At 45.7% G+C, this 17,115-nt stretch carries 17 protein-coding genes; 3 read left to right on the top strand and 14 right to left on the bottom strand.

The annotated features are described in order from the left end of the window. Window positions 1-111 precede the first annotated feature (111 nt). The 3 genes from MWM02_RS02045 to MWM02_RS02035 are packed head-to-tail and all read left to right on the top strand — an operon-like array spanning window position 112 to window position 3,188. Window positions 112-1,782 carry a DUF6044 family protein gene (locus MWM02_RS02045; RefSeq protein WP_244402846.1) on the top strand — a complete coding sequence of 557 codons (1,671 nt, stop codon included), beginning with the start codon at window positions 112-114 and terminating at the stop codon, window positions 1,780-1,782. An 18-nt stretch (window positions 1,783-1,800) separates the two neighbouring features. Beyond that, window positions 1,801-2,793: a glycosyltransferase family 2 protein gene (locus MWM02_RS02040; protein WP_064552154.1), complete on the top strand. Its 993-nt coding sequence runs from the start codon at window positions 1,801-1,803 to the stop codon at window positions 2,791-2,793. Then, the gene (locus tag MWM02_RS02035; protein WP_064552155.1) at window positions 2,790-3,188 is read left to right on the top strand and encodes a GtrA family protein; all 399 of its coding nucleotides are present in this window, start codon (window positions 2,790-2,792) and stop codon (window positions 3,186-3,188) included. The genes MWM02_RS02040 and MWM02_RS02035 overlap by 4 nt, the downstream gene beginning before the upstream one ends. Window positions 3,189-3,224: 36 nt before the next feature. Here MWM02_RS02035 and MWM02_RS02030 read toward each other — a convergent pair whose 3' ends face one another. The 14 genes from MWM02_RS02030 to fliS all read right to left on the bottom strand — a co-directional run bounded on the left by MWM02_RS02030 (window position 3,225) and on the right by fliS (window position 17,083). After that, the gene (locus MWM02_RS02030; protein WP_064552156.1) at window positions 3,225-4,667 is read right to left on the bottom strand and encodes a S41 family peptidase; all 1,443 of its coding nucleotides are present in this window, start codon (window positions 4,665-4,667) and stop codon (window positions 3,225-3,227) included. A gap of 292 nt (window positions 4,668-4,959) precedes the next feature. After that, on the bottom strand, window positions 4,960-5,664 hold the full coding sequence (locus tag MWM02_RS02025; RefSeq protein ID WP_064552157.1) for a pirin family protein: 705 nt from the start codon (window positions 5,662-5,664) through the stop codon (window positions 4,960-4,962). A gap of 36 nt (window positions 5,665-5,700) precedes the next feature. After that, window positions 5,701-6,102 (bottom strand): DoxX family protein, encoded by a 402-nt coding sequence (locus MWM02_RS02020; protein WP_064552158.1) that lies wholly within the window; start codon window positions 6,100-6,102, stop codon window positions 5,701-5,703. A 269-nt stretch (window positions 6,103-6,371) separates the two neighbouring features. Continuing rightward, window positions 6,372-7,706, bottom strand: coding sequence for a murein hydrolase activator EnvC family protein (locus MWM02_RS02015; RefSeq protein WP_244402845.1), 1,335 nt, complete (start codon window positions 7,704-7,706; stop codon window positions 6,372-6,374). 38 nt (window positions 7,707-7,744) lie between these two features. Then, window positions 7,745-8,638, bottom strand: coding sequence for a permease-like cell division protein FtsX (gene ftsX, locus MWM02_RS02010; RefSeq protein WP_064552160.1), 894 nt, complete (start codon window positions 8,636-8,638; stop codon window positions 7,745-7,747). Beyond that, the gene (ftsE, locus tag MWM02_RS02005) at window positions 8,628-9,314 is read right to left on the bottom strand and encodes a cell division ATP-binding protein FtsE (RefSeq protein WP_064552161.1); all 687 of its coding nucleotides are present in this window, start codon (window positions 9,312-9,314) and stop codon (window positions 8,628-8,630) included. The genes ftsX and ftsE overlap by 11 nt, the downstream gene beginning before the upstream one ends. A 190-nt stretch (window positions 9,315-9,504) precedes the next feature. Then, window positions 9,505-9,834: a cytochrome c551 gene (gene cccB / locus MWM02_RS02000; RefSeq protein WP_064552162.1), complete on the bottom strand. Its 330-nt coding sequence runs from the start codon at window positions 9,832-9,834 to the stop codon at window positions 9,505-9,507. Window positions 9,835-9,897: 63 nt separating this feature from the next. Continuing rightward, complete coding sequence (locus MWM02_RS01995) at window positions 9,898-10,758, bottom strand: YitT family protein (protein WP_244402844.1); 861 nt, start codon at window positions 10,756-10,758, stop codon at window positions 9,898-9,900. A 397-nt stretch (window positions 10,759-11,155) separates the two neighbouring features. Then, window positions 11,156-12,257, bottom strand: a protein-coding gene (gene prfB / locus MWM02_RS01990) for a peptide chain release factor 2 (RefSeq protein ID WP_099458904.1) whose coding sequence is annotated in 2 segments (ribosomal slippage) — window positions 11,156-12,184 and window positions 12,186-12,257 — 1,101 coding nt in all. Because the reading frame shifts where the segments join, the coding sequence is not laid out codon by codon here. 115 nt (window positions 12,258-12,372) lie between these two features. After that, complete coding sequence (gene secA / locus MWM02_RS01985) at window positions 12,373-14,886, bottom strand: preprotein translocase subunit SecA (protein WP_244402843.1); 2,514 nt, start codon at window positions 14,884-14,886, stop codon at window positions 12,373-12,375. Window positions 14,887-15,016: 130 nt separating this feature from the next. Beyond that, the gene (locus MWM02_RS01980; RefSeq protein WP_244402842.1) at window positions 15,017-15,535 is read right to left on the bottom strand and encodes a hypothetical protein; all 519 of its coding nucleotides are present in this window, start codon (window positions 15,533-15,535) and stop codon (window positions 15,017-15,019) included. Window positions 15,536-15,594: 59 nt separating this feature from the next. Beyond that, on the bottom strand, window positions 15,595-16,146 hold the full coding sequence (gene hpf, locus MWM02_RS01975) for a ribosome hibernation-promoting factor, HPF/YfiA family (protein WP_244402841.1): 552 nt from the start codon (window positions 16,144-16,146) through the stop codon (window positions 15,595-15,597). 185 nt (window positions 16,147-16,331) lie between these two features. After that, complete coding sequence (gene fliT / locus MWM02_RS01970; protein ID WP_244402840.1) at window positions 16,332-16,685, bottom strand: flagellar protein FliT; 354 nt, start codon at window positions 16,683-16,685, stop codon at window positions 16,332-16,334. After that, window positions 16,685-17,083 carry a flagellar export chaperone FliS gene (fliS, locus tag MWM02_RS01965; RefSeq protein WP_244402839.1) on the bottom strand — a complete coding sequence of 133 codons (399 nt, stop codon included), beginning with the start codon at window positions 17,081-17,083 and terminating at the stop codon, window positions 16,685-16,687. The genes fliT and fliS overlap by 1 nt, the downstream gene beginning before the upstream one ends. Between the last annotated feature and the right edge of the window lie 32 nt (window positions 17,084-17,115).

Raw genomic sequence — 17,115 nt, 5'->3', positions numbered from 1 at the left:
GGGCAAAATTCCTTTACATTTTCTTCATTGATTTTTTATTATTTTTTAATGGTCGTTATTTATAATGAACGGTGCTTTACTGAAGCTCCATCAAAAAGGAGGAGAACAATAATGGAGCGAAACGAACGAACGGCGATCGGGATCGCTTTGCTTCTTTTAGCTGTTTACCTTTCTCCGCTTTATATACTAGGAGAAGACGCGCATATCCGGGTACATGACAACATGGATTCAAACATCGCTTGGTATAAAGTGCTGACGCGAAGTGGTGAGCTGTTCGGCCCGATTAACGCGACGATTCCGCAAGTAATTAACGGGCTTCCGCGCAACGCGTTCGGTACAGAATTCAGCGGCATCGTTTGGCTCCATGCGCTGTTTCCCTCGATGGTCGCTTACGCGCTTAGCCAGACGATCACCCGCGTTTTCGCGTTTATCGGCATGTACGCATTGTTAAAAAGGCATTTCCTTCCAAATAAAGAATCCTATCTCATTCGCGTCGGCGCGTCATTGGCATTCGCTCTCACCCCGTTTTGGCCGTCGGGGATGTTGAGCACCCTCGGCATGCCGCTGGCGCTATGGGCGTTTTTAACGATCCGAAAAGGCGAAGCGACATGGAAAGAATGGCTTGTTCTTGTGCTGTTGCCGTTTTACGCAAGCTTCGTGCTCGGATTTTTCTTCTTTCTTGCCGCAATGGCGCTGCTATGGCTGCGGGACGTCATCGTCCAAAAGCGGTGGAACTGGCCGTTTTTTAGCGCGATCGCGCTGATGACAGGCATTTTCTTGGCCATTGAATATCGCCTCGTTTATTCGCTCGTATTTGGCGAAGAACCAACAAGCCGAAACGAATTTCTTTCTTCGCGGCTCAGTTTCTTCCATTGCGTGCGGCTTACGTTCAAAAACTACTTGCTTGGCCATACGCATGTGATGACCGTGCATACGTTTGTCATTCTGCCTATCTTATGGATCGCTTTCTTTTTCGCTTGGGCGAAACGAAGCGAAACGCTCGAAAAGCGATTCCTTTTCTTGTTTGTGTTGAATTTTGTCTTGTCGACATGGTACGCGTTTTGGTTTTACAAAGGATGGCAGCCGTTAAAAGAACGCTTTTCTTTGTTAAATACGTTTAACTTTGCCCGGTTTCATTTTTTGCGGCCAATGGTCATCTATTTAGATTTTGCGTTGGCATTGCAAATTCTTTGGAAACGGGGAATCCGGTGGCGGCGCGTTGTTCCTGTCGTCTTGGCGCTGCAACTATTGATTCTTGGCGGCTTTAACGAAGAGATTCGCTACCGCCTCATCGGGACGCCTTCGTTTAAAGAATTTTACGCGGAACATTTGTTTAACGAAATCAAACAATATATCGGCAAACCACAAAGTTCCTATCGCGTCGCCAGCGTCGGACTTCATCCGGCGATTGCGCAATATAACGGGTTTTACACCCTCGATACGTATAACAATTTTTATCCATTGTCTTACAAACATCAATTTCGCAAAATTATCGCCAAAGAGCTGGATAAAAGCCCTGTCCTGAAAGATTACTTTGATCATTGGGGCAATCGCGTCTATCTGTTCTCAGCCGAGCTCGGTAAACACTACATGTTCCGCAAAACGTCACATAAAAAAATTCATCATTTCGATATCAATACGAAAGTGTTTAAGCAGATGGGAGGACGCTATATTTTCTCTTCCGTCCCAATCATGAACGCAAAGGAAATTCACCTTCGATTGTTAAGAACGTTCGAAGATTCGCAATCCGTTTGGAAAATTTATTTATACGAAGTGGAGTAAAGAAAGGAGGAGAAAACGATGCAAAAACCGATTTTGACGATCGTCGTTCCTTGTTATAACGAAGAGGATGTTTTGCCGGAAACGATCAAACAGTTAACAAACGCCTTGGAAAATCTATTGGAGGAGCATTTAATCGCGATCGGAAGCAAAATATTGTTTGTCGATGATGGCAGCCGTGACCGTACATGGGAGCTTATTGAACAAGAAAGCGAACGAAACCCGTTTGTCACTGGCATTAAGCTGTCTCGCAACTTTGGCCACCAAAAAGCGCTGCTCGCTGGACTGGAAACGGCAAAAAATGATTCCGACTGCGTCATTTCCATTGACGCGGATTTGCAAGACGATGTTTCCGCCATCCGTGAATTTGTCATGAAATATCATGAAGGCTATGACATCGTTTATGGAGTGCGGCGCAGTCGCGATACCGATACATGGTTTAAAAGAGCGACCGCACAATGGTTTTACCGATTCATGCAAAAATTAGGAGTTCAATTAGTGTACAATCACGCCGATTTTCGGTTAATGAGCAAGCGTGCCCTGGAGGAATTGAGCCGCTACACAGAAGTAAACATCTTCTTGCGCGGAATCGTGCCGCTGCTTGGCTTTCGGTCAACAGAAGTGTTTTATGACCGTAAAGAACGTTTTGCTGGGCAATCGAAATATCCGCTTAAAAAAATGCTGGCGTTTGCGTTTGATGGAGTTACTTCTTTTAGCATCGCGCCGATTCGCTTCATTACGTTCATTGGATTTCTCGCTTTTCTCCTTAGCAGCATCGCCGGCATATACGCACTGGCCGTCAAATTGCTTGGCCATGCCGAATCGGGTTGGACATCCATCATCATTTCAATTTGGTTCATCGGCGGCTTGTTGCTAATGGGAATCGGCCTTATTGGAGAATACATCGGGAAAATTTACCAAGAAGTAAAAAGACGGCCGCGGTTTACGGTTGAAAAAACGTTGCGTTCTCCATCGCTTTCGCCATTTTCCAAAAAAGAAAAGGTGCGACTATGAATCAGCTATTTTTCCGATTTTTGCTTGTCGGCATCATCCACACTGCGGTCGGATTATCGATAATGTATCTTCTTTACCATCTCTCCCACATTTCGTATTGGTGGGCAACGTTGGTCGGCAATGCGATCGGCGCGGTCGTAAGCTACATATTGAATCGAACGTTTACGTTTCAAAGCAATGTCTCCATTATCGAAGGCGCATTCCGCTTTATCGCGGTTATGATCGTGTGCTACTATTTTTCGTACCGTCTAAGCAAACAGCTCGTTGATTGGGCGGCGCTGACGGCCGGCGTCATTTCTCCCCGCATGGCAAACGATGCAGCGCTTTTGCTTGGCGCAGGATTTTATACGATTTTGAATTATATTGGACAAAAACGGTTTGTATTTTCTCGTTAAAAAACGGGCAACGCTCAAGGCGCTGCCCGTTTCGTTTTATGGAAACAACACTTTCATCGCCGTTTTTAGCTGAACATCATTGTTTTCGTTGCGAATCGCATCCATCACTTTTGCCTGCAATACGTCGGCGGTGTTTTTATCAATTTTTCCGGTTGGCGGGAGCTTATTCGCTTTTTGGAACGCTTTTACCGCTGACTCGGTTTCTTTGCTGAAGTATCCGTCGGTGCGGCCCGGGTCAAATCCAATCCCTTTCAACATTTGTTGGGCATTTTTCACTTGTTCGTTGTTCATATCAAAGGAAAGTGCTTTTTCGATATGAAGCGGACTGGCGTGGAAGTAATCAGGCTGTTTGACTTCAACATCCGGCTTAATTCCTTTCTTATGAATCCAATGGCCGTCCGGCGTCAGCCATTTATAAAGCGTTAATTTTATGTTGCTGCCGTCCCCCATCGGAATCGCTTGTTGCACCGTTCCTTTTCCGAACGATGTTTCGCCGACGAGTTTGTATCCACCTGCTTCTTTCATCGCGCCAGCCAAAATTTCCGAAGCAGACGCGCTACCTTTGTCAATTAACACGACGATCGGGTACGGCTTTTTCACGGTCAAATCGGAATAAAAACGCTGCTTATCGCCATCGCGCTCTTCAATTTGCACGTACGGTTTATCTTTCGGAATGAATTGTTTTAAAATTTCTTCCACGCTTTGCAAATAGCCACCCGGATTGCCGCGCACGTCAATAATTAAGCCATCGATATGATCTTCCTCCAGTTTCGCCAATTTCTTTTTAAAATCTTGCGCTGTGTTCTCGGAAAATGACGTCACTTCCAAATAGCCGACTTTTTTCCCGTTATACGTTTTTACGGAATCATACACCGTTTCAATCGGAATTTCATCGCGGACGACTTTTACTTTAATCACGTCTTTGACGCCGGGGCGAAGAATATCCAATTGCACCGTCGTCCCTTTTTTTCCGCGAATTTTCAACACAGCTTCATATAAATCAAGCCCCTCGAGACTTTCGCCATTTACCCGCAAAATTTGATCATTTGGCTTTAATCCCGCTTTTTCCGCCGGCGAGTTTTTAATCGGTGCGACAATCGTCACTTTTCCGTCAATCATACTGACTTCGGCACCGATTCCTTCAAATGAAGAATCGAGCGACTCGTTAAATTGTTCGGTCGTTTCTTCGTCCATATAAACAGAATACGGATCGTTCAGCGTGCTGATCATTCCTTGGATCGCGCCTTGAATTAATTTGTCGTCATCGACTTTTTCTACATAGCGGTTTTTAATCAGTTCGTAAGCTTGTTCAACTTTTTTCAGTTCTTTCTCATCGTTGTTCGTTAACGTTTTATCCGGCGCAACAAACGCTACATCATGATTGTCATCAGGCGCCGCAAGCTGCATGCCTGCATACGTGCCACCGGCGCCAACTAACATCGATAAAGCCATAAGCATTGCTGTTGTTTTTTTATTCACAATTTCTCCTCCTCACCCTATACCATACAGGAAAGGCACCACACAACGTGTCGTGCGATGCCTTCTATTTTCATCATATGACCAGCTTGTACACTGTATGATCGCATTCTGTCTCTCTGCATTACTAGTTTACACATTTCCCGATGTTTTCTCAACCCAAATAGGTCTTGAAAAAAATGAAGGTGTCCCAAAAATGATGGGACACCATTCTGTGTCACTGTATATTACGCACCGAACAATATAGGTATTCTGTTTGTGGCCAAACAACATTTTGAGTCAGTCTCCGCGTTCATTACGGTAAATCAATTAGCATAAAACGCGCGCCATTTTCTGATGCGATATGAAGCGTCGGCGTTTCCGTAATCCGCGCCGAATCGCGCTTGCGCAGCGCCGTTTCCCCGTTTAATGTAACATCGCCTTCAATCACAAAGAAAAAGATTCTTCGTCCTTCTTGCTGCGAAAATGTGAGTCCGCGCCCCGCTTCTAAATCGGAAAGATAAATCGTCAAGTCTTGATGGATATGGGCAATTTCCGAAGAAGAAGGATTTTTCGTCACAACCGGAAGCAACGCGTTTTTCATTTTCTCCACATTAAACGTCGTCCGCTCATATGATGGGGTTAACCCGCGGACTTCAGGAAAAAACCATAGCTGCAAAAAATTCACTTCTTCGGTTGGCGATGGGTTCGTTTCCGAATGCACGATCCCTGTCCCTGCCGACATCCGCTGCACGCCGCCAAACGTTGTCGTCGCGGTATGCCCCGCGCTGTCCTCATGTTTTAAATATCCTTTTAGCACAATCGAAACAATTTCCATTTCTTGATGAGGGTGGGCGCCAAATCCTCTCAGCGGAGCGACAAAATCATCGTTTAATACACGCATCGGACCAAAATGGATATTATTAGGATCATAATAGTCGCCAAAAGAAAAGCTATGGTATGTCTTTAACCATCCATAATCCGCATGATAGCGGGATTGCGCGGGATATACTTGAATCATATACACACTCTCTCCTTATTTTATTTATCGATAAGTTTATTCAAAAATAATCGCATCGAGCGCATACTGCCCCGGACCGATGAGCGCCACCCCAATGGCAACCACGATAATTGCCAGATTGTACTCATATCCGTTTTGCGTCGCCCAATATCCGTTTGGCCCATGCACTTTTGCGATTGCCACGATCATCGGCACAACCATTAATAAAGCAGCAAGCGGAGTCAATAAACCAATGGCGAATAAAATACCGCCGACTAGTTCGCTTGCCCCTGCCGCAAACGCCATCGCCTTTCCTGGTTTTAACCCGATCGACTCCATCCAGCCGGCCGTTCCCTTAAGTCCGTGCCCGCCAAACCAGCCGAACAACTTTTGGGCTCCATGCCCCGCGAATGTAAGTCCAAAAACTAAACGGATTAATAACAATCCGATGCTTGCCATCACCAAAACACTCCTTTCGATATTATCTTTGTTTCATAAATCTTGAATTCAAGATAAATAATAAAACAGCCATTTGGGCCTGTCAACAAAAATGATTGCCTTCCGCTCAAAAATGGCTTTGTTTTTCAGCGGTCCAAGTTCACCGAACTGAAAGCGAAATTTTATCATGGCCATGCGCTTTGCGATACGTCCAACCGTTATTCCCTTCGAAAATAGACACCTTGATATAGATAAAAAACCGAGCAGTGGGACACTGCTCGGCTTAACGTTTAAAAATTAATATAATCAAGCGGATTTACCGCATTGGATTTCGCCGGGTTCCATTGGCCGCGATGCAGTTCGAAGTGAAGATGAGGCCCTGTGGAACGGCCAGTATTGCCCATATAACCGATGACTTGCCCTTTGCGAACAGCTTGTCCCTCGCCGACGAGACGAGCTTCAAGATGCGCGTATACGGTCGTGTATACTTGCCCATTAATCACATGAGTAATGAAAATGACGTTTCCATAGCTGCTAGACAAATACGACCGGAACACATATCCGTCAGCCGCCGCAACAACAGGAACAACGGCACCGCGTTTGCCAATATCGATTCCTGGATGGAACTCGCCGCCGCCAAAGCTGCGATAGCCAAATCCAGACGTAATCGGACCGTTCGCCGGTCTCATAAACGCACCGCTTGTAACAGGCGGAACGTTCGACGCGCCTCGAGAACTAGATGAACCACCGCTATAAGTGTCATTACTTCCGCTTCCGGATGAGGATGAAGATGAATATGTATGGTCAGCAACCACTCTACGTTTTGCTGCTTCTTCCGCCCGTTTTTTCTCCATCAGCTGTTGAAGCTGATATTTCACAGCTGCTTCCTGCTTTCTCAACAGTTCTTGTTCTTCCGCGAGCGCCATTTTCATTTCATGATGTTCTTGCTCTTTTTGTTTCAAATTCGCCATTAATTGATTCTTTTGGTTGATTTGCTCATTTAATTTTTGCTTAAGCTGCTCTAGTTCTTTCAAATCAGCTTGAAGGCTATTTAGTTTATCGGTAAGTTCCTTTTCTTTTTTCTCTTTCAGCGCTTTATCGGCCTGTTGTTCGCGAATGATTTGTTTGTCCGCCTCAAAAATGGTTGTCACTGCGCTGATGCGGTCAATGAAATCGCTGAAGCTTTGCGACCCAAGCAATACTTCAAGATAGCTGATCACTCCGCCGCTTTCCTGCAGCGAGCGAACGCGTTCTTTTAAAATCTCGTTCCGCTTTTCGATACGCTCTTGTATTTCAGCGATTTCTCGCTTCAACGTTTCCACATCTTGTTTTGTTTTTTGAATGTCCGCCGACAAGCTGCGGATTTTTCCGCTCGTCTCTTCCACCGCTAAATCGAGCTTGTCAATTTCCGAAGAGAGCGTTTTTTGCTGTGTCTGCAATTTTTGAATTTGTTGATCAGCATTGTTTATTTTATTTTGAACCGCAGACTGTTTGGAACGAATGGCGTTAATCGCATCCCGTTTTTCTTGAATTTCCCGGTCGCTTACCGCGTTTGCAAAATGTGGAAAAATTCCGATGCTCAACGCCGTCGCCGCAGCAAGCGCCATCACTTTCCTTCTTTTCATAAATCCATTCTCCTCTCCCTTTTATTTTCTATTTTCTATTAAACTTTCAAAAATCTGCGGACAGACATCATGCTTCCCCAAACGCCAATGCACGCCCCAAAAATAAGTAAAATCAAGCTGATTTGCCACATAAACGGATAAAACGGCAGAAGCTCGATAAACGGAACCGTAATTTTCGGCTCTAAAAATTTGTAAATGTTATAATAAACGACCAAGATCGAAACAATTGGAAAAATCGCGCCAATGACACCAAGCCACAATCCTTCCAAAAAGAACGGCCAACGAATAAACCCGTTCGTCGCTCCTACTAATCTCATAATCTCAATTTCGCGCCGCCGCGCAAAAATCGTAATTTTAATCGTATTCGAGATTAAAAACATTGCAGTGAACAACAGGCCGATAATCAGCACAATCCCGATGTTTCGCGCCACTTTCAACGTGCTGAACAATTTTTCGACTTGACCTTGGCCGTAATTCACTTTGTGCACAAATTGGAACTTTTCAATCCGTTTGGCCACTTTGATCGTGTCTGTCGGTTTTTCCGTCTTGACAACATAAACATCGCTTAGCGGATTATCTTGTTCAAACAAACGGAACGAAGAACCTTCTTCTCCGAAACTTTTAATTAAGTTTTTCAATTCTTGTTCTTTCGAAGAATAGCGTATGTCCTTCACTTCAGGAATCGCTTCAATCTGCGCGCGAAGCGCTTGTTTATCTTGATCGTTCGCCGCCACGTCAATATGGACGCGAATTTCAACATCGTTTTCAATCTTTTTCGCAAAATGGTTCATATTAAACATGACGACTAAAAAAACGCCGACTAATAGCAACGTAACGGTCACCGCACTGATGGAAGCGAACGTCATCCATCCGTTTCTGCCAAGACTTTTCGCGCTTTCCCGCATGTGGCGTTTTAGAGTGTTAAGCCTCATAGCCGTATTCTCCCTTCGCCTCATCACGGACGATTTTCCCGTTTTCCATTGCGATGACGCGGCGTCTAATCGTATTGACAATTTCGCGATTATGTGTCGCCATCACAATTGTTGTACCGCGATTATTAATTTTTTCAAATAATTCCATAATTCCCCATGATGTTTCCGGGTCTAAATTTCCTGTCGGTTCATCAGCAATGACAATTTTCGGAGAGTTCACAATCGAGCGAGCGATCGAAACACGCTGCTGCTCCCCCCCGGAAAGCTCATCTGGATATGAGCGCACTTTATGCTTTAGACCGACTAATTCGAGCACTTCCATCACTTTGTTGCGAATCACTTTCGGCGATTCTTCAATTACTTCCAAAGCAAACGCTACATTTTCATATACCGTTAGCTTAGGAAGCAATTTGAAGTCTTGAAAGACGACCCCGATATGCCGGCGCAATAATGGAACTTTGCTGTCTCTTAATTTTGCAAGATTTACGCCGTTGACCATAATGGTGCCACTTGTCGGTTTTTCTTCACGGTATATCATTTTCACAAGCGTCGATTTTCCCGCGCCGCTTGGTCCAACGACATACACAAATTCCCCTTGCTTAATGCGGACGTTCACCCCGTTCAGCGCTACTACGCCGTTCGGATACGTCTTGTATACATCTTGCATCTCAATCATGCTTGATCACCTAATCTCGTTTTCTTTGATGTTACCACTCGAGCTGTTTCGCCTTATTTCGAATCGATCATACAAAATTCCGCAAAGTTTATTATAGCATTATCTTTTAAACTTTAATTTTACATTTATATTTCAAAAACATTACACAAAAAAATCCGGCCCTTGTAAGGTGCCGGATCGGCAATCACTATTATTTTTTGGACGCAAGCCATTCCGCCACTTTGTTGGCGTCTTCTCCTTTGATAACGCCAGCCGGCATGCTGCCGCGTCCGTTTTCAATAATTTTTTTAATTTCATCTTTCGAGTATTTGCTTCCAACTTTTTGCAAGTTTGGACCTGCACCGCCTGATAAATCTTTCCCGTGACACGAAGAACAGTTTTGTTGGAAAATCTCTTCTGCCGCCGATGCCGTCGCGCCGCCACCGTTATCGTTGTTGTTATTGGACGCGTCATTTCCACCGCCACAGGCAGCGAGCAAAAGCGAAGCGCCAATAAACAGACTGGCAAGTTTCCACTTCATAAAACAAACTCCTCCTAGTCCAATAATTGCGTTCATTGTTTATTATAACCGATTTTACAAAAATTACGTGCGCTTAAATCCTTCCCCGAGCACTTCGGCGGCGTTCATCACAATGACAAACGCTGATGGATCAATGGTTTTGACCAATTGTTTCAATTTTGTGAATTCCGCTTGCTGCACCACACACATCAACACCGGGCGTTCATGGTCGGTATAGCCGCCATATCCCGACAGCCTTGTGACGCCGCGGTCAATTTCATGCAAAATCGCGCGGCGCACTTTTTCTTCCTCATTGGTAATGATCATCGCCATTTTCGAGCTGCCGAGCCCGACTTGCACTAAATCGATCGTTTTGCTTGTCACATAAAGGCCGATGAGCGCATATAGCGCTTGTTCAATGTCAAAGACGAACGCGGCGGCCGATACGATGAGCCCATCGATCAACACCACGCACATGCCGAGGGATAATCCGGTGTATTTATGAATGATTTGCGCCGCCAAATCGGTTCCGCCTGTCGACGCTTTGCCGCGAAACACAATGCCGAGGCCAAGCCCGACGCCAATGCCGCCAAACAGCGAACCGAGCAGCGGGTCACGGGTGGCTGGTTCGACATCTTTCGTAAAATAGACAACAAGCGGCAAAAACAATGTGCCGACAAGCGTCTTCATCCCAAACTGCCTGCCGAGCAAAACAACTCCCGCAACGAACAAAGGAATATTGAGTGCCCATTGCACATAGGCAGGCTGCCAGCCGAACACCGCATGGGCGATCGTGCTGATTCCGCTGACGCCCCCGGAAGCAACGCGGTTTGGCAATAAAAAAAGATTAAACGCCACGGCAACAATCGCCGAACCAATCAATATGTACAAATATTCTATGACAAGCTCCATTTTCGGATGCAATGGTTGACTTTTTCTTCTCATTCATCCGCCCTCCCATGAGAGTATAGCACGCCCATTTCCGTAAGTAAATGGCAGCCAATTAAAGCAGCAGCGCGGTAAAGCCAGCTTGCGCAACAAAAACACGTCGCCCGTTAAAAACAAGGAATCGCCCCCACCAGCAAGTCAGTTCACACAAAAAAAGATTAAGTCCGGGACTTTGCGCAAAACGAAACGCCACAAATCGTCTGTATTTCCATAGATTGAAGTACGAAGTGCGCTAGACTGAAAGTGAAATTTTTATATAAGAATTAGGATTTGCAAAAAAGAAGGGCGCCCCAAAAGTGATGGGACACCCTTCTGTGCTGCTTGTATATACGAATCGAACATGTGAGGAAACCCACATATTCCGTTTGTGGTCAATTTTAAGTCAATCTCTTTTTTATTTTAGTTTGGAACGCAAGTACGCGTCGATAAATATGTCGATTTCGCCATCCATCACGGCTTGCACGTTTCCAACCTCGACGTTCGTGCGGTGGTCTTTGACAAGCGAGTAAGGATGGAAAACATACGAACGGATTTGGTTCCCCCAGCCGATTTCTTTTTGCTCGCCGCGAATTTCAGCAAGCTCGGCCTGCTGTTCTTCCAATTTCTTTTGATAAAGCTTTGCCTTTAACATGTTCATCGCTTTTTCGCGGTTTTTAATTTGCGAACGCTCCGATTGGCACGTCACCACAATGCCAGTCGGAATATGGGTGATGCGCACGGCGGAGTCCGTCGTGTTGACGTGCTGCCCTCCGGCGCCGCTGGAACGGTACGTATCAATTCTAATCTCTTCCGGGCGGATTTCAATTTCAATGTCATCGTTCATCTCTGGAATCACTTCACAAGAGACGAACGACGTATGACGGCGGCCAGACGCATCGAACGGAGAAATCCGGACAAGACGGTGCACGCCTTTTTCCGATTTTAAATAGCCGTACGCGTTATGCCCTTTAATGAGAAGCGTGACGCTTTTAATCCCCGCTTCTTCACCAGGCAAATAGTCCAGCGTCTCCACTTTAAACCCTTTTTTCTCCGCCCAGCGCGTATACATCCGCAAAAGCATTGAACCCCAGTCTTGCGACTCGGTGCCGCCCGCGCCAGGATGAAGCTCTAAAATCGCGTTGTTTTTATCGTACGGCTCATTTAAAAGAAGCTGAAGCTCAAATTCGCTAAAATCTTTCGCTAGTTTTTTCGCTTCTGTCACCAGCTCTTTTTGCAAGTCTTCATCCGGTTCCTCTCTCACCAATTCGTACGTCACTTCCAAGTTTTCGTACCGCTCCTCGAGCGATTGAAATTCGCTGACTAAGTCTTTTAACTCATTCGCCTCGGTAATGACGGTTTGCGCCGCTTTTTGATCATCCCAAAAGTCCGGCGCCGCCATTTGTTCTTCTAGCTCGCGAATGCGCGCCTGCTTCGCTTCGAGGTCAAAGAGACCCCCTTATTTCCGCTAATCGCTTAGCCATTTTTTCGAGTTCCTGCTTTATTTCGATTAAGTCGATCATAATGCCTCACCTCGTTACTCATTGTACTGGATTTTCAAAGGGAGAATCAATGAGGGCTGCGGCCTTTTCGCGCAAACAAAGCGAGGGGAAATCCCCCGCTTCGCCGCAACCGTTATGCATTTTTGCCGCAACAATGTTTATATTTCTTGCCGCTTCCGCAAATGCAAGGATCATTGCGGCCGATGCGCACCGCTTTCCGGTACGGTTTCCGCTTCGTTTCCCCTTCTCCTTCTTTCGGATGAACCGCTTCGCCTTTCGCCACTTCCTGGCGTTCGAGATTGCTATGAATTTCCGCTTTCATAATATATTTCGCCACTTCTTCTTCAATGGAAGCGATCATGTTTTCAAACATCGCGTACCCTTCCATTTGGTATTCGCGAAGCGGATCGATTTGTCCGTACGCGCGCAAATGAATGCCTTGGCGCAGCTGCTCCATCGCGTCGATATGGTCCATCCATTTCATATCGACGGCGCGCAGAACGATGACGCGTTCAAATTCGCGCATTTGTTCCGGTGGAATTTGCCGTTCTTTTTCGTCATAGCGCGCTTTCACTTTTTCCCAAATAAGCTCAATCATTTCTTCCGGCTCTTTGCCGCGCAAATCGTTAACGGTCACATCGCCTTCCGGCAACAAATTCGCGTTCAGGTAATCGACAATTCCTTTTAAATTCCATTCTTCCGGAAGCTCTTCTTTCGGCGTATAAGTGTTGACGACGCGCTCAATGACCGATTGCATCATTTTTTCAATAATATCGCGAAGGTTCTCCGCGTCGAGCACTTCATAGCGCTGGCGGTAAATGATTTCGCGCTGCTCACGCAACACGTCGTCGTATTGAAGCAGCTGCTTGCGGGCATCGAAGTTGTTGCCTTCGACCCGTTTTTGCGCCGACTCGACCGCTTTGGTGACCATTTTACTTTGGATCGGCTGCGAATCATCCATGCCCAGCCGGTCCATCATCGACATTAAACTTTCCGAACCGAACCGGCGCATCAGTTCATCTTCCAACGACAAGTAAAATTGCGAGACGCCCGGGTCGCCCTGACGACCTGCACGGCCGCGCAGCTGGTTATCAATGCGGCGGCTTTCATGGCGCTCCGTGCCGATGACCGCCAAGCCGCCAAGCTCTTTCACACCTTCGCCAAGCTTAATGTCCGTGCCGCGTCCGGCCATGTTTGTCGCGATCGTCACGGCGCCTTTTTGGCCGGCTTGGGCAATGATTTCCGCTTCTTTCGCATGGTTTTTCGCATTTAATACATTATGCGGAATGCCACGTTTTTTCAACATGTTCGAAAGCAGTTCCGACGTTTCAATCGACACCGTCCCGACAAGCACTGGCTGCCCTTTCGCATGGCGCTGTGCAATATCTTCCACTACGGCGCGGAATTTTCCTTCCATCGTCCGGAAAATCAAATCCGGGCGGTCTTCGCGGATGACCGGTTTGTTTGTTGGAATGACGACGACTTGCATATTATAGATGTTGCGGAATTCTTCTTCTTCCGTTTTCGCCGTTCCCGTCATCCCCGCCAATTTTTCATACATGCGGAAGTAGTTTTGGAACGTAATTGTCGCGAGCGTCATCGATTCGTTTTGAATTTCCAGTCCTTCTTTCGCCTCGATCGCCTGATGCAGCCCGTCGCTGTAGCGGCGTCCTCTCATCAAGCGGCCGGTGAACGGGTCGACGATGACGACTTTTCCGTCTTCCACGACGTAATCAACATCGCGGTGCATCGCCACATGCGCTTTAAGCGCCAGATTAATATGATGGTTCAGCGTTACATGCTTTAAGTCGAACAGGTTGTCGATTCCAAACGCTTTTTCCGCTTTCGTAATCCCTTCTTCGGTCAGCTGCACGCTTTTCGTTTTCTCATCGTACGTATAATCGACATCTTTTTTCAACGTGCGCACAAACGCGTTCGCCTGGATATACAACTTCGTCGATTTTTGCGCGGTGCCCGAAATGATGAGCGGCGTCCGCGCTTCGTCAATCAAAATCGAGTCCACTTCGTCAATGATCGCGTAATGGAGCGGACGCTGCACGATATGCTCCTTATAAAGCACCATGTTATCGCGCAAATAGTCAAAGCCGAACTCGTTGTTCGTTCCGTACGTAATATCGGCATTATACGCCGCCTGCTTTTCTTCGCGCGACATGCCGCTTAAATTCAAGCCGACGCTTAGTCCTAAAAACTCGTACAACTTGCCCATTTCCGTCGCGTCGCGGGTCGCCAAATATTCGTTGACCGTCACGACGTGCACGCCTCTTCCAGTTAAGGCGTTTAAATAAACAGGCATCGTCGCCGTTAACGTTTTTCCTTCCCCTGTTTTCATTTCGGCGATATTTCCTTCATGAAGGACGACGCCGCCCATAATTTGCACTTTATACGGATATAATCCAAGGACACGCTTTGCCCCTTCGCGCACGACGGCAAACGCTTCAACCAACAAATCATCAAGCGATTCGCCTTGTTGGTAACGCGTCTTAAATTCCTCGGTCTTTTGGCGCAACTCGTCATCAGAAAGCTTTGCCATCTCCGGGCCAAGCGCATCGACTTGGTCAGCGATCTTTTCTAAACGGCTAAGCTGGCGTTTGTTTGGGTCAAACACTTTTTTCAATACTCCAAGCATAGAAAACGCTCCTTATTCAATAGAATCACTAATTTACATAATATCACGTACATAGATGGGTGACAACTAAGACGCGGAGAGGCACAAAGGGGAAACGCTGGAAAGAAAGGCCTTTATAGCTGGAGTAGCTTTATTCCTGGGATTGAATTTGTTCAATAGCCCCTTCTACATGTAAAAGACGCTTGTTGAGCGCATATATTTCAAATCCTTTTTCTTCTACTTTCTTATCTATATTTTTCAACAGGGCATGTACATCGTCAGCGACTTGATTTTCCAGACGCAGTAAAGCTTCTTTCACCTCGCATAATCCCCGTTCCACCCGTTCAAGCCGCCCTTTCACATTCACCATATCATTTTCAAGACGATCAAGGCGGCCGTTTACCTCTTCCATTCCTTGCTCTAAACGTTCTAACCGTGCTTCCATTGTTGCGAAACGTTTTTCCATTTGAGCGAAGCGCTCATCAACCCGAGCAAAGCGTTTATTCATTTCAGCAAAATGTTCATCAACTTGAGCGAAACGCTTGTCGATCTGTTCAAAACGTTTGTCAATTTGCTCAAAACGACCACGGACTTCTGATTGAAATCGTCCAACATTCGTTTCGATCTTGTCCAACTTTACTAAAATCTGCCGCAAAAGCTCCTCCATCATTTTTCCGCTCCTTCTTTAACATTATAACATCCCCCGCCGGCGCTGGCAGGGGATGGATGTCAGTTTGCTTCAATTAAACCGTATTTTCCGTCTTTGCGGCGATACACGATGTTCGTGCGGTTCGTTTCCGCGTTCGTAAAGATGAAGAAATTATGGCCAAGCAAGTTCATTTGCAAAATCGCCTCTTCGCTGTCCATCGGTTTCAAGCTGAAATGTTTCGTGCGGACAATCTCAAATTCTTCTTCCTCATTTTCCTCTACCGGAGCGCTAGTTTGCACCGCAAGCACTTGCTTTGCTCCTTTATCACGATCGCGCAATTTGCGATTGACTCTCGTTTTATGTTTGCGAATTTGTCTTTCCAATTTATCTGCTACTAAATCAATGGCCGCGTACATGTCATCGTGGCGTTCTTCCGCGCGCAACAGCAACTGCGGCATTGGGATCGTCACTTCGATTTTCCCTTGCTTATCGTTGTATACTTTTAAATTGACGTGAACGTGAACATTTTCCGTGTTTTCAAAATATCTTTCTAATTTTCCGATTTTTTTCTCGACATAATCACGCAATGCTGGAGTTACTTCAATATTTTCCCCGCGAACGTTATAGATCATCGCTGACCACTCCTTTATCAAGGCTATATGTGCTATATTCTACAATATCAAACAAAATCCTCCTTGAATCGGCAAATGGTTTTTGAAAATTTTGTGATAAAAGAAAAGAGGGTGTTTGCAATGCACACCCTCTTTTGCCTTTAAAGACTATAATGTGAAAGAGACGTCTCTAATAAGGCAGTCCACTACTTTCTCTTATCGTAAAAACGACCGTCATATGTTGCAACATGAGCGAAAGTGTTCGTATAACATTGACGTAAACGTTTTTTTTCGTTCCATTTTTTCAAATCCATTTTTATATCTTCATATAAACGGCGCAAATCTTTTTGAATGTCTTGTTCCATTTCCACAATTTTTCGAGCTTTAGGATGTTGGTTTAAGTTTTCGCGTGATTCCTCTTTTAATCTGGTGATAATTTTTTCCCTTTCAGCCAACAATTGCTCCACTTTCTCCACTTGCTTGTCACGTTCATCCGCTGGATGCTGAAGAACTTTCAGCAAGCTTTCCGAACAGGAAACAAGCTGCTCGATCAAATCCATTAAACCTGATCTCCTTTAAATTGCTTTTGGCGGTTTAAACGAATGACCTCTTCCCATGTATCGCGAAACTCTGCTACAAATCCCTCTACTTCTTCAACGATGGAAATGTCGTTTTTTATGTTGGCTTCGATCAACCGCCGGTTCATATATTCATACATGGCCATCATTTGCTTGGCGATTTCGTATTTTTGGTTCAATGTCGCCATAAGTTCTTGAATAATTCTTTGCGCTTTTTGCAAATTCGTATTCCGCTCTTGTATGTTATCTTCACGCATCGCCTGTTTGGCTTTGTTTAAAAACTTCAGGCAACCGTTATAAAGCATTAATGTCAATTCGCCCGGCGAAGCGGTGCTCACGCTATTTTTTTTATAAACTTGATGAAATTGCTGAGTAGTCATGTGTTAGCATCTCCCCATCTAGTAGTTAATGA

Origin of the sequence: Parageobacillus sp. KH3-4, assembly GCF_022846435.1 — a bacterium.
In the GTDB taxonomy this organism is placed as follows: Bacteria; Bacillota; Bacilli; order Bacillales; family Anoxybacillaceae; genus Parageobacillus; species Parageobacillus thermoglucosidasius_A.
Note: the sequence above shows the minus strand (reverse complement) of the source record. Positions and strands in the feature narration are given on the sequence as shown.